Raw genomic sequence first — 19,033 nt, forward strand, 5'->3', positions numbered from 1 at the left:
ATTAGATATTTAGAAAAGGTAGGAGTGTTCTCATGGATTTAGAACAAATGAAAGTTCGTCAGAAGCATATTCGGAATTTTTCCATTGTGGCACATATTGATCACGGAAAATCAACTCTAGCTGATCGAATTTTAGAAATGACTGATACAGTAACCAAAAGAGAGATGCAAGATCAACTTTTAGATTCAATGGAATTAGAGAGAGAACGAGGCATTACAATTAAATTAAATGCTGTTGAATTGCATTATCATGCAAAAGACGGCGAGACGTATATTTTTCACTTGATTGATACACCGGGACATGTTGATTTTTCATATGAAGTTTCTAGATCTTTAGCAGCTTGCGAAGGAGCTGTATTAGTTGTTGACGCTGCACAAGGGGTAGAAGCGCAGACTTTAGCAAATGTATATCTAGCTTTAGATGATGATTTAGAGATTGTACCGGTTATTAATAAGATAGATTTACCTTCAGCAGATCCAGAACGTGTTTGTCAAGAAATTGAGGATGTGATAGGACTAGATGCTTCTGAAGCTGTTTTGGCTAGTGCTAAAAAGGGAATTGGAATTGAAGAAATGTTAGAACAAATAGTGCAGAATGTTCCCGCTCCTGACGGGGATTTAGAGGCACCGTTGAAAGCTTTAATTTTTGATTCTGTTTATGATGATTATCGAGGTGTAGTTCTAAGTATTAGAGTTGTTGAAGGAACTGTAAAGCCTGGTGATAAAATTCGTTTGATGAATAGTGGCGCCGAATATGAAGTAGTTGAAGTTGGTGTGAATTCACCTAAACCATTAAAGAGAGATTTTTTAATGGCTGGAGACGTGGGATATCTTACTGCAAGTATAAAAGATATTCAAGATACACGAGTAGGTGATACTGTAACAAATGCTAATAATCCGACAGCAAAGCCACTCGAGGGATATCGTGAAATGAATCCTATGGTATATTCAGGATTGTACCCAACAGATAACGCTAAATATAATGATTTACGAGAAGCGTTAGAAAAATTGCAATTAAATGATGCTGCTTTAGAGTTTGAACCAGAAACTTCACAAGCTTTAGGCTTTGGTTTCAGATGTGGTTTTTTAGGTTTGTTGCATATGGATGTTGTTCAAGAAAGATTAGAGCGAGAATTTAATATGGACTTAATAACAACGGCTCCTTCTGTAACATATGATGTTGAATTAACAGATGGTACACATATTAATGTATCTAACCCATCTGAAATGCCAGAAACACCACTAATCAAGCAAATTAATGAACCATACGTTAAAGCAGAGATAATGGTACCAAATGACTATGTTGGCGCTGTAATGGAGTTATGCCAACGAAAACGTGGTACTTTTGTAACTATGGATTATCTAGACGATTATCGTGTTAATGTTATTTATGAAATACCATTATCTGAAATAATTTTTGACTTTTTTGACAAGTTGAAATCTAGCACACGTGGTTATGCGTCATTAGATTACGAGTTAGATGGAACTAGACCAAGTGATTTGGTGAAAATAGACATACTTCTTAATGGTGATAAAGTAGATGCTCTAAGTTTTATTTCTCATAGACAATTTGCTCAAGCGAGAGGTAGAGTAATAGTTGATAAACTTAAGACTATCATACCACGTCAAAACTTTGAAATTCCTATTCAAGCTGCTATTGGAGCTAAAATAATAGCTAGAACTAATATAAAAGCTTATCGTAAAGATGTAACAGCAAGAATTCATACTGGTGATCCAGATAGACGTGCTAAATTACTAGATAAACAAAAACGTGGTAAAAAGAGAATGAAAGCAGTAGGTACAGTAGATGTACCTCAAGCTGCATTTATGGCTGTATTGAAGACAGATGAAGAAATAAAGTAAATATATTTTTTTAGAGTACTGGATGAGTTAATAACAATTCCAGTACTCTTTTTTATAGAAAAATTATATTAAGTTATGAAGTAGGTAATATATAATTTATATTAAATATATTTTTGAATACTCTTGACAAAGAAAAAATGGAGAACTAAAATATAATAGTTGAATAATTTTGGGCATTCGCCAAATTGGTAAGGCAGTGGACTCTGAATCCATAATTTACAGGTTCGAACCCTGTATGCCCAATCTTTTTGTTAATTGAATACTATATTTTAAGGATAAATCTTACATAGGTTTATCCTTTTATTTTTTATTGAAAATAAGTTTATAAATAGATTGGAAATTAATAAGTTACATGTAATATTTAAAAGTAACGTACACAAAGCAATGAGAAAAATAGGAATATATTTCTAATATAACAGTTAGATTAGTTCATAGTTTATCAATATCTATTGTTACTTTATATAACATTAAATTTGGGTGTTCACGAAATAATATATAATTTTAATGTTTTTATATTGAATTTATCTATGAAATAAAATATCATGTATCATTTTGTGACAATATTGTGGTATAATATTTTCATAAATCAGAATAAGGAGAACGAACATGAAAAAGTTTATTACATTTTTAAGTATTATTAGTAGTTTAATCTTTATTTCATTTTTTATTAAACCACAGTTAGTTCATGCGGATGAAAAAACATATACAATAGCTACTGATGTAACATTTCCACCATTTGAATATGCAAATGATAGTAATAAATATGTCGGCATTGATATTGACTTGATGAATGCTATAGCTAAAGAAGAAGGATTTAAAGTGGACCTGAAGCCAATTGGTTTTAACGCTGCTTTGCAATCCGTTAGTGCTGGACAAGTTGATGGAATGATCGCAGGAATGACAATTACAGATGAACGTAAGCAAAAATTTGATTTTTCGAAACCATATTATTCATCTGGTATTGTTATGGCTGTAAAACCTGACAGTAGTATTAAAAGTTTGAAACAGCTACGCGGAAAGAAAGTAGCTATAAAAACGGGGACTTCAGGTGCGGATTATGCTAATTCTATAAAAGATAAATATGGATTCAAGACTGTAACTTTTGATGATTCAGATAATATGTATAATGATGTAAAAAATGGTAATTCTGTTGCATGCTTTGAAGATAGTGCTGTTTTAGAATATGGTATTAGCACAGGTTTAGGATTAAAAATAGTAACTAAACCAGCTAATTCTGGTAATTTTGGTTTTGCTGTAAAAAAAGGAACACACCAGGAATTGATGAATAAATTCAATGATGGTTTAGATAAACTTAAGAAAAATGGAAAATACCAAAAGATAATTGAAAAATATACAGGTAAAAGTGCAATTTCAGCTACTAAAGAGGCTAATGAAAAGAAAAGTAAAGATAGTCATACTGTCTTAGGACTATTAAAACAAAATAAAAAGGCCTTTTTAGACGGAATAGTAGAAACTTTAAAATTGACAGTAGTTGGAATTATAGGTGCAACTATTTTTGGGATTCTAATAGGAATGTTAGGTGTTGTGCCAAACAAATTTGCTCAAGGTATTTCTACAACAATAATTTATATTTTTAGAGGACTTCCATTATTAGTTCTAGCTTTGTTTATTTACAATGGTATTCCTAGTTTAACAGGATCAAAAATTCCAGCATTTATCGCCGGAATTATTACATTAACTTTAAACGAAGGTGCATATACTGCAGCCTTTGTGAAGGGTGGAATCGAGGCCGTAGATAAAGGTCAAATGGAAGCAGCTAGAAGTTTGGGACTTTCGTTTGGCAAATCCATGAGAAAAGTTATCTTACCTCAAGGTGTTAAAATTATGATTCCATCTTTCATTAATCAGTTTATAATTACATTAAAGGATACTTCAATTTTATCTATTATAGGTATATTAGAATTAACTCAAACTGGTAAAATCATTATTGCTAGAAACTTAGAAGGTTTTAGAATTTGGGGCATTATAGCAATAATGTACCTGTTAATAATTACAATTTTAACTTTATTATCCAAATGGATTGAACGGAGGATAAATAACTAATGACAGATTTAAAAGTAGATGTTACAGATTTAAAAAAGAATTATGGTAGTAATCATGTATTAAAGGGAATCAATTTTAAAGTAAAAAATAATGAAGTTGTAGTTTTAATTGGACCATCTGGTTCAGGGAAAAGTACGTTGTTGAGATGTCTAAATAAATTAGAAGAACCTACGAGTGGTTCAATTATCATTGACGGACATGATATAAGTGATCCTAAGACTGATATAGATAAAGCACGTGAAAATATAGGTATGGTTTTCCAACACTTTAATCTATTTAATAACTTAACAGTAGGTGAAAATATTACTTTGGCACCAGTAGAGCTTGGAAAGTTAGAAAAGGAACAAGCTGAATTTGTAGCTAAGAATTTACTAGAAACAGTAGGCTTAGCTGATAAATATGATGCAATGCCTGCTTCATTGTCTGGTGGTCAAAAGCAAAGAGTTGCTATAGCAAGAGCATTAGCAATGAAACCAGATATTATGCTATTTGATGAACCCACTTCGGCTCTAGACCCTGAAATGGTTGGAGATGTTCTTGAAGTAATGAAAGAATTAGCTAAAGATGGAATGACTATGGTTGTTGTAACACATGAAATGGGATTTGCTAAAGAAGTTGCAGATAGAGTTGTTTTTATGGCTGATGGCCATGTGATGGAAGAGGGTACTCCTGAAGAGGTATTTGATAATCCTCAAAATGAAAGAACTAAAGCATTTTTAGACAAAGTAATTAATGTCTAGAGTATAAAAAGATTGGAATTAAATAATCGCTAAAGATTGCATTATTTTAATAATGGCGATCTTTAGCGATTTTTATTTTATTATTCATAAGATAATTCGACAAGATATACATTTCTATCAGTTAAATGAGCCGTACTAGCCCAAACTTCATTGTATCCACGTAATTGGCGACCAGTCATTTGAAAGAAATCGTCTAATAATTTTCCATGTTGAGAAATGAAGTCAAGCTTTAATCTATTAACCATAAGGCTATTATCAGGGAAATATATTTCTGCATCTGAAACCTTAACTTTATCAGAAATAAATAATCTAATAACATTATCGTAAGCGGGAATGGCCTTTACTAAATCATCAGGATGTCTTTTAATATAAGATAAGATGAAGAATAGAGAATCTGAATTACTTGCCAAAACACAAAAACTCCTTTACACAATCATTTAATATTCATTGTATCATTTTTAGAGTACACTTAGTATATAAAATAAAGAAAAGAGAGAATAGGATGTTTGAAAGAACTTGTGATTTAATAGAAAATTTATATAAAGACAACATTGTTCCTGGTGTATCATATGCTGTAATAAAGCCTGGAGAAGTATTAACTAAAGTTATAGGGAATAGTCAGTTGATTCCTAAAGTAGAAAAACTAAAAGCAGGCATGTTATATGATATGGCTTCTTTAACTAAAGTTGTAGGAACTACGACAGTAATTTTAAAGTTAGTTGAAGATAATAAGATATTAATTGATGACAAAGTGAAGGATTATTTACCTTTATTTAAAGATGATAGAGTTACAATTAGACATTTATTAACCCATACTTCAGCATTGAATGGGTATATACCGCATCGAAATGAGTTAAATGCACAAGAATTAATTGAGGCAATGTATACTCTAAAAGTGGGAGACTGGTTAGGAAAAAAAGTGGTATATACAGATACAGGATTAATATTATTAGGAGAAATAATTCAAAAAATATACAATAAACCTGTACAGACAGTTATAACGCAAGAAGTGTTGAAACCATTGCAGTTATTTGAAAGTACGTTTAATCCAGATCCGGGATTGTGTGTACCTACTGAAGTTCAAAAAAATGGTAAAGTCTTGAAAGGAATTGTACATGATCCTAAAGCTAGAATTTTAGGTAAATATTGTGGATCAGCTGGTCTATTTATGTCGCTAAATGATTTGATTAAGTTTTCTAATTGGATTATACATAATTCAAAAAATAGAGTATTAAAAGACAAGACAATATCTAAATTGTTTAATGATTGGACTCCTAATGGAACTTTGGGGCGATCGCTAGGCTGGGATTTAAGATATAGAAATGATGGAGTTCCATGTATTTATCATACAGGATATACTGGTACATTCATTTTAATAGATAGAGATAGTGGATGTGGATTAATAGTATTGAGTAATAGGGTTCATCCAAGTTCTAATAATCAAATCTTTTTAGATAGAAGAGATATAATTATATCTACTTTTCTTGATGAAATTATTAATTAAAAAAATAATAGAGTGAGGTAATAGTAGAAACTATTTTCTCACTCTATTTGCTTTTAGTAGGTAGGTTTTATTTCTAGAGCTTGTTGCTTTGATAAATCAGCATCTGGATATTTTCTTTGTAAAGCAGTAATTAATATACGTTTAGCTAATTCACCATTTCTAGCTAAGATAGGTCCATGGAAGTAAGAACAATACGTATTTTTAAAAATAGCACCTTCAGTTTTGTCTTTTCCATTATTTCCATGTCCACTTACAACAGTACCTAGAGGTCGCTCATTTTTTCCTAAATATGTGACACCATTATGATTTTCGAAACCATGATATTCTTGGTTGGTTTCTTCGTTCTTAATAACAATATCTCCGATGAAACGATTATTATCTTGACTTTCAGTATAATGGTCTAAGGCATGAATACCTTTAATTTTTTGACCGTCAGCCCCAATATAGTATTGACCTAGTAATTGATACCCACCACAAATAGCAAGCATTGGCCCGCCATCATGTATATATTTAGTCAATGCTTCTTTTTTTGATTGAATATCTTTTGAAACAATCATCTGCTCGTAATCTTGGCCACCACCAAAAAAGGCAATATCATACTTTTTAGGATTAAATTCTTGATTTAAGGAGATAATATCAACTTTTAAATCAGTGTCCATTTGTTTAGCATAATAGCGTAAAGCAAGGATATTTCCGATATCACCATAAGTATTCAATAAGTCACCGTATAGATGGGCTAAATTTAGTGAATATTTCATAATTAATCCATGCCTCCTTTAATATAACCTTGTTCAGACAATAATTTACGTAACTGTAACACAGCGGTATAAGTTGCTAAAACATAAACATGCTTAGTTGGCATTTTTTTAATATTTTCAAGCACGTCAGGAAGTTTTTCTTCTTGAGAGAAATTTTCTTCAGGTACACCAGCGACTCTCAATCTAAAAGTAATATCGCGGTATCTTTCACCACCAGTTAAAATAGCTGGTATCTTATCAAATGGAAGAGATTCAAAACTTCCATCCCAAATCCAGCTAGTATCGATACCGTCAGCATAGTTAGCATTTAATAACACTGCTAAAGAAAATGGTTCTGTATCGGTTTTTATCATATCAAGTACTTGATCTAGACCAACTGGATTTTTAATCAAGACCAATGTTAGTTCTTTATCACCTATCTTGATAACTTCTTGTCTTCCAAAGACTTTTTCATCGTTACTGCTTAAAGCATGTGCTATCTGTTGAGGTGAAACGCCTAATTCATTTCCGACAGCATATGCTGCTAAAGCATTATAAATATTATATGTTCCACCTATATGAAGTGAGATGTTAGTATTATCGATTTCAAAAGTCGAGCTTTGAGGACTTTGACTTAGAATACGGTTCATTTGATAAGAAAGTTTTGGACGTTTGAAATCGCAGTTAGGACAATAATATTTCCCCAAATTACTGTAACTTCTATTCTTATAGTGTAGAATATGTTGGCATTTAGGACATAATAAACTGTCTGTGTTAGCCGGTGCCATTTGTTCTCTATCTGCTTCATCATCAAATCCGTAATAAATAACTTTATTTTTTAATTCTCTACTATTGAAGATAGGAGCGTCACCGTTAGCAATAACGAGTGCATCGGGATGCATATTAATACCTTTTAATATTTTATCGTAAGTGGTATATATTTCACCATATCTATCCATTTGATCACGGAATAAGTTTGTCATGACATAGATAGAAGGGGATATATATTGAGATATAATTGGAACATTGGCTTCATCAGTTTCTAATACTGCAAGTTTTTTTCCACTCTTTGTTTTTTGAGCGGTTAAAAAGGCGGATACAATACCTTGTTTCATATTAGATCCACTAGGGTTAGTTAAAATGTTGGAGTATTTTTCACCTAAAACTTTAACAGTTAAAGCAGTAGTTAACGTCTTGCCATTAGTACCTGTGATGATAACTATTTCATAATCTTTTGCTAGACTTTTTAAAACATCAGGATCAATAGCTAAAGTAATCTTTCCAGGTAAAGAAGTACCACCATTTGTAAATTTGTGTAAAAACCAATGTGAAGTTTTTCCTGCCGTAATGGCAACTGAACTTTTCAAACTCATTTTAAAGTTCCTCCAGATATATGTTTGATAAAAAAACATAAGAATTTAATAATACTAAAAGATATGATAGCATAAATTTGTGGTTGTGCATATCAAAAGGACTATATTGAAAGGCAGAGATATTGTAAATTTAAAGAATGTTGAAAGTTTAAAATTAAAAAGTGTTGTTGATCATAATTATTAATTATAAAAAAGCATGATATAGGCTTGTTTTTAGTCTATGAAATAATCTATACTAGACTAGGAAATTTTATTCAATGGAGTGATTTTTTGTGGCTCAACTTTTTTTTCGCTATGGAGCGATGAATAGTGGTAAGACAATCGAAATCCTTAAAGTTGCACATAATTATGAAGAACAAGGGAAAAATGTTATTATCATGACAAGTGGTTTGGATAATCGCGATGGTTATGGTTATGTTTCTAGTCGTATAGGTTTGAAAAGAAAAGCTATTCCAGTTGTTAGTGAAACTAATATTAAAGATCTAGTAGAACAATCTTCTTTAGAGCCTGCCTGTATTTTAGTTGATGAGGCACAATTTTTAGAAAAACATCATGTATTGGAATTAACTCAGATTGTAGATGAACTGAATATTCCTGTAATGACTTTTGGGTTAAAAAATGATTTTATGAATGAGTTGTTTGAAGGATCTAAATATCTTTTATTATATGCTGACAAAATAGAAGAAATGAAGACCATTTGTTGGTTTTGTAATAAAAAGGCTATTATGAATTTAAGAATGCATGATTCTAAACCGGTATATAGTGGTGAACAGATAATGATTGGTGGTAATGAATCTTATTATCCAGTATGTAGAAAACATTATTTTAATCCACCTATTAATAATTTAGAAAAAGATGAAGGAGAAATAAATGGATAAGTTATTTGATAGATTGCAGATGTTAGAAGATAGATATGAAGAATTAGGTGAACTTCTATCAGATCCCGATGTAATTTCAGATACAAAGCGTTTTACAAAGTTATCTAAAGAAATGGCTGACTTAAGAGAAACTGTTGAAAAATATAATAAATATAAAGAAGTAACACAACAAATTTCTGATGATGAAGAGATGCTAAGTGATGGATTAGATGATGAAATGGCATCTTTAGTGAAAGAAGAATTGTCAAATGCTAAGGATGAGAAGGTAAAGCTAGAGGAAGAAATTAAAATTTTATTACTACCTAAAGATCCTAATGATGACAAGAATATTATTATGGAAATTAGAGGTGCTGCTGGTGGCGACGAAGCTAGTTTATTTGCTGCAGATTTATTTTCTATGTATAGCAAGTATGCTGAACGTCAAGGATGGTCAATTGAAGTTATTGATAAGAATGTAACAGAAGTTGGTGGCTTTAAGGAAATAGCACTTATAATTAACGGTAATAGTGTATGGTCTAAGTTAAAATATGAGAGTGGTGCCCACCGAGTTCAAAGAATACCAGTAACAGAATCTGCAGGACGAGTACATACATCAACTGCGACAGTTGTTGTTATGCCTGAAGAAGAAGATGTAGAAATTGAGCTAGATCCTAAAGATATCCGAGTAGATGTTTATCGTTCATCTGGTGCTGGTGGACAGCATATTAATAAAACATCTTCTGCTGTACGTATGACTCACTTACCTACAGGTATAGTTGTTGCTATGCAAGATCAACGTTCTCAACAACAAAACAGAGAAAAAGCAATGAAAATATTAAAGGCTCGTGTATACGACTACTACGCTCAACAAGAACAAAGTGAATATGATGCAAATCGTAAATCTGCAGTTGGTACAGGGGATAGATCTGAAAGAATTAGAACTTATAACTATCCTCAAAATAGAGTTACAGATCATCGTATAGGTTTATCATTAAATAAATTAGACCGCATCATGAATGGTGAGTTAGAGGATGTTATTGATGCTTTAATTTTATTTGAGCAAACTAAAGCAATGGAGAAGTTGGAAAATGAATAATCCAACATTTTTTGAAGTCCAGAAATGGGCTTTTTCTTGTATAAAGGGAAATGGTGGTACATTAGAAGATGTAGATTACTTAATATGTGGTCAAATGGGTTGGAATAAAACACAATTATTGATGAATTACCGAATACGTATTGATGATAAAAATTACCAAGAACTACAAGAAAAGATAGAATTGTATAATCAAGATTATCCCCTACAGTATTTAATAGGTTATCAGGATTTTTATGGTTTGAGACTAAAAGTTACGAAGGATACATTAATACCACGCCCAGAAACTGAAGAACTTGTGGATTGGATTTTAAATGATAATTCAAAAAATGAGAACTACGATGTCTTAGATGTTGGTACAGGAACTGGAGCGATAGGATTAGCACTAAAATCTATACGAAGTAACTGGAATATTTTTTTATCTGACATTTCTGAACCTGCATTAAAAGTAGCTAAAGAGAATGCTCAAAATTTAAATTTAGATGTATCATTTTCTACAAGTGATTTATTTGAAAAAATTGAAGGAAAAAAAGATATCATTGTTTCTAATCCACCATATATTTCGGAAAACGAAAAAATTTATATGGACAAGAGTGTTTTGAATTATGAACCTCATCAAGCTTTATTTGCAAAAAATAATGGACTAGAAATATATGAAAGAATTGCAAATGAAAGTGGTAAACTTCTTAAACAAGGTAGCAAAATCTATATGGAGATAGGATTTTTACAGGGAAAGGCAGTAAAAAAAATCTTTAAAGATAGTTTTCCAAATTCGGAAATTACTTTAAAGAAAGATATCAATGGTAATGATAGAATGATCTGTGTAAAAATTTAGAGGAAGAAGGAGATTTTTTGTTAATCACAAAAATTTATAAACCAAGTGAGTTTAATGAAGCTGCAAAAGAATTACGTCTAGGAGAACTTGTAGCTTTTCCAACAGAAACAGTATATGGATTAGGAGCAGATGCTACTAATGAGCAAGCAGTAAAGAGGGTTTATTTGGCTAAAGGAAGACCATCAGATAATCCTTTGATTGTGACTGTATCATCACTAGAGATGGTAAAAAGATTTGTTCCATCGTTAAGTAAAGAGGTAGAAAAGATAATAGAAAAATTCTGGCCGGGTTCATTGACAATTGTACTAAAAATAAAAGATGGTAGTTTATCTAAGACAGTAACAGGTGGTTTGAAAACTGCTGCGTTTAGAATGCCTAAAAATGAAACTACATTAAACTTGATAACAGCATTAGGTAATCCTATTGTAGGCCCTTCAGCAAATTCTTCGGGAAAGCCAAGTCCCACGACTGCTCAGCACGTTTATCATGATTTAGAGGGAAGAATTGCAGGTATTTTAGATGATGGACCTACTGATGTCGGTGTAGAGTCAACAATTATTGATATGAGTACAGAAATACCAACAATTTTAAGACCAGGAGCAGTAACAGCAGAAGAAATTGAAAAAGTCATAGGTAAAGAAGTATATAGTGATAAACATAAAGTTAAAGAAAATGAAATACCTAAAGCTCCGGGAATGAAATATAAGCACTATGCTCCATCAGCACAAGTGTTAATAGTTAATAAAGATAATTGGAATAGTGCACTACAGTGGGCAAATGAAAATAAAAATCAAGTAGGAATATTAGCTGATGATGAAGTATTGAGTAAAGCCTTAGAAAATAAAACTTATTCATTGGGAAAAAATGTAGAAAGTGCAGCTAAGAATCTTTTTGCAGGGCTTAGATATTTTGATGATGACAATCAGATTAAGTATATTTTAGCCGAAGCGTTTCCTGAAGAAGGTGTCGGTTTAGCATATATGAATCGTTTAAAAAAATCAGCCGGTAATCAATTTTATAATAAATAGAGTAATTATTTATTAATATGGTAGAAATTAGATGTGATATCATATAAAATTAGTAGAGAAAATTATATTAATTAAATCAAGGGAGCGTTAAACATGGGAAAATTTCAAGTATTAGATCATCCATTAATTCAACACAAATTATCAATTATTAGAGATAAAAATTGTGGAACAAGAGAATTTAGACAATGTGTAAATGAAATAGCTGAATTAATGGTTTATGAAGTTTCTAGAGATATGCCTTTAGAAGATGTAGAAGTAGAAACACCAATTACAAAAGCAACTACTAAACGACTAGCTGGTAAAAAAGTGGTAGTAGTTCCAATTTTACGTGCTGGTATTGGAATGGTAGATGGTATCTTGGAATTAATCCCAGCTGCTAAAGTAGGTCATATAGGCATGTATCGTGATGAAGAGACACTACAACCACATGAATATTTTGTGAAAATGCCAGATGACTTAGAAAATCGTGAAATGATAATTGTTGATCCAATGTTAGCAACTGGTGGTTCAGCAATCATGGCTGTTGATGCACTCAAAAAGCGTGGTGCAAAATCTATAAAATTTGTTTGCTTAGTTGCTGCTCCAGAAGGTGTTAAAGCATTTCGCGAAGCACATCCAGATGTAGATATTTATTCAGCTTCATTAGATGAATATCTAAATGAAGACGGATATATTGTTCCTGGATTAGGTGACGCAGGTGATAGATTATTTGGTACTAAGTAAATAATTAGTTTGTTAGTATTTTAATTATTAATAATTACTTTTAAAATGATGATTTATTGAATTTAAATGCGATAAATCATCATTTTTGTATTATTTTTCTCAAATTGACTTTTGTAATTTTATCAAAATGGTGGTATTATCTTTTTAGTATTCGAAGATTTATCCCGTCTTTGAATGCATACCAGTTGTTTTAAGCTCACTGGACAAAATTTGAAAAGAGGTGAGACTTGGTGAATGAAGGAACTCAAATTGTAGAGTTTTTTGGAATTCCTTTTAATGTTGGTAATATTGTTTCTGGATTAGTTTCAGCGGTAATAGTATTCTTAGTATTATTTTGGTTATCTCGTAAAATTCAAATGAAACCTGTTGGTAGACAAAATGTTTTAGAATGGGTTGTAGATTTTACAAATGGTATTATAAAGAATGCTTTACCAGATGAAGAAGGAAAGCAGTTTGGTTTGTTAGCCTTTACCTTATTTGTTTTCATCTTTATCTCTAATCAGTTGGGATTAATAATAGAGCTTACGTTTAATGGAGTTGAATATGTGAAAAGTCCCACATCTTCTCCATTAACAACGTTAACTCTAGCATTTATGATACTAGTGTTATCCCATTATTTAGGAGTAAAGAAATTTGGTTTTAAGGGATATTTTAAAAATACATTCCTTAGTCCAATGCCAGCATTATTACCTATTAGTATTTTTGAACAATTTACTAATTTTATAACATTGGCATTGCGTTTATATGGTAATATTTATGCCGGTGAAGTTTTGCTAAAATTAATTTACAATATGGCAAACTCTAAAGGTGTATTAACATATATACCTGCAATTCCATTGGAAATTATATGGCAGGGATTCTCTGTCTTTATCGGAAGTATCCAAGCCTATGTCTTTGTCACATTGACAATGGTATACATCTCTCAAAAAGTTGAAAAAGAGTAATCGAGGAGGATTTTAATTATGAGTGCTTTAGCATTAATTGGTGCAGGTTTAGCTGCTGCAGGTGCTGCTATTGGTGGTGCTATTGGTAACGGTCTTGTTATTTCTAAAATGTTGGAAGGTATGGCTCGTCAACCAGAACTTTCAAATCAATTACGTAGTAATATGTTCATTGGTATTGGTTTGGTTGAAGCTACACCTATCTTAGCTATTGTTGTTTCTTTCTTGCTTGTTGCAAAAGGATAATTCTCAATTTAATTAATTTAACAAATATTGGATTGAGGAGGTGTCAATAGTAATGAACACAACATTTTTACTAAGTGCTACTGAACAAGGTGTTGCATGGGGAGATTTTATTTTCTACATTGTAACGTTCTTGATTTTGCTTGCTCTAGTTAAAAAGTTTGCATGGACTCCTATCACGGATATGATGGAAAAACGTGCAACAAAAATCTCTAATGATATTGATTCTGCTGAACAAGCGCGTCAAAAAGCAGAAGAGTTAGTTGAAAAACGAGATCTTGCTTTGAAAAACTCTCGTTCAGAAGCTTCTCAAATTATTGATCGTGCAAAGAAAAATGGAGAACAACAAAAGGCTAATATTGTAAGTTCAGCACATGAAGAAGTTCAGACAATGAAAGCTAATGCTAAGAAGGATATTCAACAAGAACGCCAAGAAGCATTAGATAGTGTAAAAAATGATGTGGCAGAGTTATCTATTGAAATTGCTTCGAAGATTATTCGTAAAGAACTAACTGCTGATGACCAAAAGGCCTTAGTTGATTCATATATCGAAGGGTTGGGAAAGCAAAATGAAACTAGATAATGAAACGATAGTACATCGTTATGGAAAAGCCTTATTTGAGCTTGCTGAAGAAATGAAAATAAGAAATGAATTTCATTCTGAATTGCAAGAATATAAGAAGGTACTCCAGAATGAACCACAGTTAAAAGTCTTTATGAGTAGTAATCAAATTAGTCCTGAAGCTAAATTGAAGATTATGGAAATTCTGAAGAAAGATTCTTCAAAATTAATGACTAATCTTTTAGATATGCTCTATGACTATGGTAGAATTACTAATTTAGAAGGCATTATTGATGAATTTGACAGATTAAATGACGAATTCGAAAAGACAGTGCGTGCATCAGTCATAACTGCTATCGAATTAGATGAAGAACGCAAACAAAAACTAGCATCTTCATTTGCTAATGTTGTTGGTGCAAAAAAAGTCATTATTGACCCTATTGTCGATCCTGGGATTATAGGTGGAGTTATTTTAAAATCTGAAAGCTATATCTATGATGGATCTATTAAAACAAAAATTGCACGCATTAAACGTCTATTATTAAAATGATTTAAAGAGGTGAGACTTTTATGAGCATTAAGGCTGAGGAAATCAGTGCTCTGATTAAACAACAATTAGCAAATTATCAAGATGAGCTTACTGTTGATGAAGTTGGTACTGTTACTTATGTTGGTGACGGAATTGCTCGTGCTAATGGTTTAGACAATGCGCTTGCTGGCGAATTGGTTGAATTTGATGATGGTACTTACGGTATGGCTCAAAACCTTGAATCTAATGATGTAGGTATCATTATTTTAGGTTCTTTTAAGGGAATTCGTGAAGGAGATACTGTTAAACGTACAGGTCGAATCATGGAAGTTCCAGTTGGTGAAGAGCTAATTGGTCGAGTTGTAAACCCATTAGGACAACCTATTGATGGTTTAGGTGAAATTAAAACAAGTAAAACACGTCCAGTTGAAAGAAAAGCTCCAGGTGTTATGGAACGTCAATCAGTTACAGAACCATTACAAACAGGTTTGAAAGCTATTGATGCATTAGTTCCAATTGGTCGTGGACAACGTGAATTAGTTATTGGTGATAGAAAGACTGGTAAGACATCAGTTGCTATCGATACAATCATAAATCAAAAAGATCAAGATATGATCTGTATTTATGTAGCTATTGGTCAAAAGGACTCAACAGTTCGTACGTCTGTAGAAACTTTACGTAAATTTGGTGCTATGGATTATACAATTGTTGTTTCTGCTGGTCCATCATCACCAGCACCATTATTGTACCTAGCTCCTTATGCTGGTGCTGCTATGGGTGAAGAATTTATGTTCAATGGTAAGCATGTTTTGATAGTATATGATGATCTTTCAAAGCAAGCTGATGCTTACCGTGAATTATCTTTGATTCTAAGAAGACCACCTGGTCGTGAAGCTTATCCTGGTGATGTTTTCTACTTACATTCACGTTTATTAGAGCGTGCTGCTAAGTTAAGTGACGAATTAGGTGGAGGATCAATGACGGCATTGCCGTTTATTGAAACAAAAGCAGGGGACGTTTCTGCTTATATTCCAACTAATGTTATTTCTATCACAGATGGTCAGATTTTCTTAGACAGTGATCGTTTCTATTCAGGTATTCGTCCAGCTATTGATGCTGGTACATCTGTTTCACGTGTTGGTGGTAACGCACAAGTTAAAGCTATGAAGAAAGTTGCTGGTACTTTACGTACAGACTTGGCATCTTATAGTGAATTAGAGTCATTTGCTCAATTTGGTTCTGATTTAGATGAAGCAACACAAGCAAAATTGAATCGTGGACGTCGTACAGTTGAAGTACTAAAACAACCACTTCATAAACCACTTCCTGTTGAAAAACAAGTATTGATATTATACGCATTAACACACGGATTCTTAGATCCAGTTAAAGTTGATGATATTTTACCATATCAAGATGGGTTATTTGATTATTTTGATGCAAATCATAAAGATTTACTTGACGAAATAGCAAATACAGGTAAACTACCTGAAACTGAAAAATTAGATGCTGCAATCAAAGAATATGCAGCTACATTCCAAGCTAGCGAAAAATAAGAAAGGTTGGTGAAAACTAATGCCAGCTTCTCTACAAGAAGTTAAACGTCGAATTGAATCGACTAAAAAAACTAGTCAAATTACCAGTGCGATGCAGATGGTTTCAACTGCTAAGCTTAGTCAAATTCAAAAGCATGCGACTAGTTATCAAGTTTATGCCACCAAAATTCGCAGTGTTATAACACATCTTTCTAAATCACATTTACTAGATTCAGTAAATACTACTAGTAAAAATAGTGATGGAAAGGTAAACACTCTAGGAATGTTAAGGCAGCGTCCAGTAAAAACTACAGGGATTGTTGTCATTACTTCTGACCGTGGTTTAGTTGGAAGTTACAATAGTAATGTTATTAAAGAAACTCTCGAACTTATAGAAAATAATCATCATAGTACTGAAGATGTAGCTATTATAGCTATTGGAGGTACTGGAGCAGATTTCTTTAAGAAGAGAGGTTATAACGTTGCTTATGAGTACCGAGGAATAAGTGATATTCCTACTTACAAAGATGCTAGACCTTTAGTAGAGGCAATTGTAAGTATGTATGATAAAGAAGTATATGATGAATTATTCGTTTGTTACAGTCATTTTGTAAATACATTAACATCAGAATTTAGAGCTGAAAAAATGTTGCCAGTTTCAGCTGAAAACATGGGACATGATGACTTAACAAGTAACGATGAAGGCTACAGTATTGAATACGAAACTGAGCCTTCTGAAGATGCAATATTAGAAGTAGTTTTGCCACAGTATGCTGAATCTTTGGTATATGGTGCAATTCTTGATGCTAAAACATCTGAACATGCATCAAGTTCTACTGCAATGAAATCTGCATCTGATAATGCTAAGGATATTATTTCTTCATTAGAATTGCAGTATAATCGTGCTCGTCAAAGTGCTATTACTACTGAAATCACAGAAATTACAGGTGCTCAGGCTGCCTTAGAATAGTAAAAAATTGGGAGGAATAAACTAATGAGTTCTGGTAAAGTAGTTCAAGTTATCGGACCCGTTGTTGATGTTCAATTTCCTCTAAGTGAATCATTACCAGATATTGACGATGCTTTGAAAGTGAAACGTGAAGACGGTACAGAATTAGTTATCGAAGTTGCACTTGAGCTTGGTGACGGTATTATGCGTACTGTTGCTATGGACTCCACTGATGGTTTAAAGCGTGGAGCTGAAGTTGAAGGTACAGGGGCATCTATTAGTGTTCCTGTTGGTAAAGATACACTTGGACGTGTATTTAACGTTTTAGGAAATACCATTGATAATGGGCCTGAATTTGATGAGGATCATCCACGTAATCCTATTCATCGTGATGCTCCTAAATATGATCAATTGAGTACAGGGATTGAAATCCTTGAAACAGGTATAAAAGTTATTGACCTTTTAGCACCTTATATTAAAGGTGGTAAAATTGGTTTGTTCGGTGGTGCCGGTGTTGGTAAGACTGTTTTGATTCAAGAGTTAATTCATAATATTGCTCAAGAACATAACGGTATTTCAGTATTTACTGGTGTTGGTGAACGTACTCGTGAAGGTAACGATTTATACTTTGAAATGAAAGAATCTGGCGTTTTGGAAAAAACAGCCATGGTATTCGGACAAATGAATGAGCCACCTGGAGCTCGTATGCGTGTGGCTCTTACAGGGTTAACATTAGCTGAATATTTCCGTGATGTTGAAGGTCAAGATGTGTTATTATTTATTGATAACATTTTCCGCTTCACACAAGCTGGTTCTGAAGTTTCAGCTTTGTTGGGACGTATACCTTCTGCCGTTGGTTATCAACCAACACTTGCAACTGAAATGGGTCAATTACAAGAACGTATTACTTCTACTAAGAAAGGTTCTGTAACTTCTATTCAAGCTGTTTATGTTCCAGCTGATGACTATACTGACCCTGCACCTGCAACAACATTTGCTCACTTGGATGCTACAACTAACTTGGAACGTTCTTTAACACAACAAGGTATTTATCCGGCTGTGGATCCATTGGCATCTACTTCAAGTGCTTTAACACCTGAAATTGTTGGTGAAGAACATTATGAGGTTGCTACAGAAGTGCAACATGTATTACAACGTTATCGTGAATTACAAGATATCATTTCTATTTTAGGTATGGATGAATTATCTGATGAAGAAAAGATTATTGTTGCACGTGCACGTCGTATACAATTCTTCTTATCACAAAATTTCCATGTTGCTGAACAATTTACAGGTAACCCTGGTTCTTATGTTCCTGTTGAAGAAACAGTAAAAGGATTTAAAGAAATTTTAGAAGGTAAGTATGATAATCTCCCTGAAGAAGCCTTCAGATTAGTTGGTGGAATCGAAGATGTAGTTGAAAAAGCTAAGAAACTTGCTGGCAATAATTAAGGAGGTAAC

General features: G+C 32.6%; 19 protein-coding genes and 1 tRNA gene. 17 read left to right on the forward strand and 3 right to left on the reverse strand.

Annotation, left to right across the window (positions count from 1 at the left end):
* Positions 1-32 precede the first annotated feature (32 nt).
* The 4 genes from lepA to NOU10_RS02330 all read left to right on the forward strand — a co-directional run bounded on the left by lepA (position 33) and on the right by NOU10_RS02330 (position 4,666).
* Entirely contained in the window at positions 33-1,862 is a 1,830-nt protein-coding gene (gene lepA / locus NOU10_RS02315; protein ID WP_255905894.1) for a translation elongation factor 4, read from the forward strand.
* A 170-nt stretch (positions 1,863-2,032) separates the two neighbouring features.
* Positions 2,033-2,105: transfer RNA gene (locus NOU10_RS02320), tRNA-Gln, on the forward strand.
* Between the two features lie 363 nt (positions 2,106-2,468).
* On the forward strand, positions 2,469-3,926 hold the full coding sequence (locus tag NOU10_RS02325) for an amino acid ABC transporter substrate-binding protein/permease (protein WP_255905895.1): 1,458 nt from the start codon (positions 2,469-2,471) through the stop codon (positions 3,924-3,926).
* Positions 3,926-4,666 carry an amino acid ABC transporter ATP-binding protein gene (locus tag NOU10_RS02330; protein ID WP_003699922.1) on the forward strand — a complete coding sequence of 247 codons (741 nt, stop codon included), beginning with the start codon at positions 3,926-3,928 and terminating at the stop codon, positions 4,664-4,666. The genes NOU10_RS02325 and NOU10_RS02330 overlap by 1 nt, the downstream gene beginning before the upstream one ends.
* A gap of 80 nt (positions 4,667-4,746) precedes the next feature.
* On the opposite strand, the gene NOU10_RS02335 is transcribed toward NOU10_RS02330, so the two are convergent.
* The gene (locus NOU10_RS02335; protein WP_250200943.1) at positions 4,747-5,076 is read right to left on the reverse strand and encodes a hypothetical protein; all 330 of its coding nucleotides are present in this window, start codon (positions 5,074-5,076) and stop codon (positions 4,747-4,749) included.
* Between the two features lie 92 nt (positions 5,077-5,168).
* Here NOU10_RS02335 and NOU10_RS02340 point away from each other — a divergent pair, with 92 nt between their 5' ends.
* Complete coding sequence (locus NOU10_RS02340; RefSeq protein ID WP_161022101.1) at positions 5,169-6,170, forward strand: serine hydrolase domain-containing protein; 1,002 nt, start codon at positions 5,169-5,171, stop codon at positions 6,168-6,170.
* Positions 6,171-6,223: 53 nt separating this feature from the next.
* Here the strand turns inward: NOU10_RS02340 and NOU10_RS02345 are convergent, their stop codons facing one another.
* Both NOU10_RS02345 and NOU10_RS02350 read right to left on the reverse strand, forming a co-directional pair.
* Positions 6,224-6,928 carry a type 1 glutamine amidotransferase gene (locus NOU10_RS02345; protein WP_255905896.1) on the reverse strand — a complete coding sequence of 235 codons (705 nt, stop codon included), beginning with the start codon at positions 6,926-6,928 and terminating at the stop codon, positions 6,224-6,226.
* 2 nt (positions 6,929-6,930) lie between these two features.
* Complete coding sequence (locus NOU10_RS02350) at positions 6,931-8,280, reverse strand: Mur ligase family protein (protein WP_255905897.1); 1,350 nt, start codon at positions 8,278-8,280, stop codon at positions 6,931-6,933.
* A 272-nt stretch (positions 8,281-8,552) separates the two neighbouring features.
* On the opposite strand from NOU10_RS02350, the gene NOU10_RS02355 reads away from it, so the two are divergent.
* The 12 genes from NOU10_RS02355 (at position 8,553) to atpD (ending at position 19,024) form a co-directional block, all read left to right on the forward strand.
* A complete protein-coding gene (locus NOU10_RS02355) occupies positions 8,553-9,158 on the forward strand; it encodes a thymidine kinase (protein WP_003699928.1) in 606 nt (201 codons plus the stop codon).
* Positions 9,151-10,233, forward strand: a complete 1,083-nt coding sequence (gene prfA / locus NOU10_RS02360) for a peptide chain release factor 1 (RefSeq protein ID WP_003699930.1) — start codon at positions 9,151-9,153, stop codon at positions 10,231-10,233. Before NOU10_RS02355 ends, prfA begins: the two co-directional genes overlap by 8 nt.
* Positions 10,226-11,065, forward strand: coding sequence for a peptide chain release factor N(5)-glutamine methyltransferase (gene prmC, locus NOU10_RS02365; RefSeq protein ID WP_255905898.1), 840 nt, complete (start codon positions 10,226-10,228; stop codon positions 11,063-11,065). Before prfA ends, prmC begins: the two co-directional genes overlap by 8 nt.
* 17 nt (positions 11,066-11,082) lie before the next feature.
* Positions 11,083-12,093, forward strand: coding sequence for an L-threonylcarbamoyladenylate synthase (locus NOU10_RS02370; protein ID WP_034983413.1), 1,011 nt, complete (start codon positions 11,083-11,085; stop codon positions 12,091-12,093).
* A 93-nt stretch (positions 12,094-12,186) separates the two neighbouring features.
* Positions 12,187-12,816, forward strand: coding sequence for a uracil phosphoribosyltransferase (gene upp / locus NOU10_RS02375; protein ID WP_003699935.1), 630 nt, complete (start codon positions 12,187-12,189; stop codon positions 12,814-12,816).
* A gap of 230 nt (positions 12,817-13,046) precedes the next feature.
* Positions 13,047-13,760 (forward strand): F0F1 ATP synthase subunit A, encoded by a 714-nt coding sequence (gene atpB / locus NOU10_RS02380; RefSeq protein ID WP_003705974.1) that lies wholly within the window; start codon positions 13,047-13,049, stop codon positions 13,758-13,760.
* A gap of 18 nt (positions 13,761-13,778) precedes the next feature.
* Positions 13,779-14,003 (forward strand): F0F1 ATP synthase subunit C, encoded by a 225-nt coding sequence (atpE, locus tag NOU10_RS02385; protein ID WP_049165030.1) that lies wholly within the window; start codon positions 13,779-13,781, stop codon positions 14,001-14,003.
* Between the two features lie 52 nt (positions 14,004-14,055).
* Entirely contained in the window at positions 14,056-14,583 is a 528-nt protein-coding gene (atpF, locus tag NOU10_RS02390; protein WP_003699938.1) for a F0F1 ATP synthase subunit B, read from the forward strand.
* Positions 14,570-15,112, forward strand: a complete 543-nt coding sequence (atpH, locus tag NOU10_RS02395; protein ID WP_003705975.1) for an ATP synthase F1 subunit delta — start codon at positions 14,570-14,572, stop codon at positions 15,110-15,112. The genes atpF and atpH overlap by 14 nt, the downstream gene beginning before the upstream one ends.
* 20 nt (positions 15,113-15,132) lie before the next feature.
* Entirely contained in the window at positions 15,133-16,644 is a 1,512-nt protein-coding gene (gene atpA, locus NOU10_RS02400) for a F0F1 ATP synthase subunit alpha (protein WP_255905899.1), read from the forward strand.
* A 19-nt stretch (positions 16,645-16,663) separates the two neighbouring features.
* Positions 16,664-17,593 carry a F0F1 ATP synthase subunit gamma gene (locus NOU10_RS02405; protein WP_003699944.1) on the forward strand — a complete coding sequence of 310 codons (930 nt, stop codon included), beginning with the start codon at positions 16,664-16,666 and terminating at the stop codon, positions 17,591-17,593.
* 24 nt (positions 17,594-17,617) lie between these two features.
* Positions 17,618-19,024 carry a F0F1 ATP synthase subunit beta gene (atpD, locus tag NOU10_RS02410; protein WP_003699945.1) on the forward strand — a complete coding sequence of 469 codons (1,407 nt, stop codon included), beginning with the start codon at positions 17,618-17,620 and terminating at the stop codon, positions 19,022-19,024.
* Positions 19,025-19,033: the final 9 nt, after the last annotated feature.

The sequence above is a fragment of the Ligilactobacillus sp. MP3 genome (assembly GCF_024436335.1).
Classification (GTDB): domain Bacteria; phylum Bacillota; class Bacilli; order Lactobacillales; family Lactobacillaceae; genus Ligilactobacillus; species Ligilactobacillus salivarius.

Coding starts and splice junctions, on each gene's coding strand:
- lepA (WP_255905894.1), top strand. CDS start 33: ATGGATTTAGAACAAATGAAAGTTCGTCAGAAGCATATTCGGAATTTT.
- NOU10_RS02325 (WP_255905895.1), top strand. CDS start 2,469: ATGAAAAAGTTTATTACATTTTTAAGTATTATTAGTAGTTTAATCTTT.
- NOU10_RS02330 (WP_003699922.1), top strand. CDS start 3,926: ATGACAGATTTAAAAGTAGATGTTACAGATTTAAAAAAGAATTATGGT.
- NOU10_RS02340 (WP_161022101.1), top strand. CDS start 5,169: ATGTTTGAAAGAACTTGTGATTTAATAGAAAATTTATATAAAGACAAC.
- NOU10_RS02345 (WP_255905896.1), bottom strand. CDS start 6,928: ATGAAATATTCACTAAATTTAGCCCATCTATACGGTGACTTATTGAAT.
- NOU10_RS02350 (WP_255905897.1), bottom strand. CDS start 8,280: ATGAGTTTGAAAAGTTCAGTTGCCATTACGGCAGGAAAAACTTCACAT.
- prfA (WP_003699930.1), top strand. CDS start 9,151: ATGGATAAGTTATTTGATAGATTGCAGATGTTAGAAGATAGATATGAA.
- prmC (WP_255905898.1), top strand. CDS start 10,226: ATGAATAATCCAACATTTTTTGAAGTCCAGAAATGGGCTTTTTCTTGT.
- upp (WP_003699935.1), top strand. CDS start 12,187: ATGGGAAAATTTCAAGTATTAGATCATCCATTAATTCAACACAAATTA.
- atpE (WP_049165030.1), top strand. CDS start 13,779: ATGAGTGCTTTAGCATTAATTGGTGCAGGTTTAGCTGCTGCAGGTGCT.
- atpF (WP_003699938.1), top strand. CDS start 14,056: ATGAACACAACATTTTTACTAAGTGCTACTGAACAAGGTGTTGCATGG.
- atpH (WP_003705975.1), top strand. CDS start 14,570: ATGAAACTAGATAATGAAACGATAGTACATCGTTATGGAAAAGCCTTA.
- atpA (WP_255905899.1), top strand. CDS start 15,133: ATGAGCATTAAGGCTGAGGAAATCAGTGCTCTGATTAAACAACAATTA.
- NOU10_RS02405 (WP_003699944.1), top strand. CDS start 16,664: ATGCCAGCTTCTCTACAAGAAGTTAAACGTCGAATTGAATCGACTAAA.
- atpD (WP_003699945.1), top strand. CDS start 17,618: ATGAGTTCTGGTAAAGTAGTTCAAGTTATCGGACCCGTTGTTGATGTT.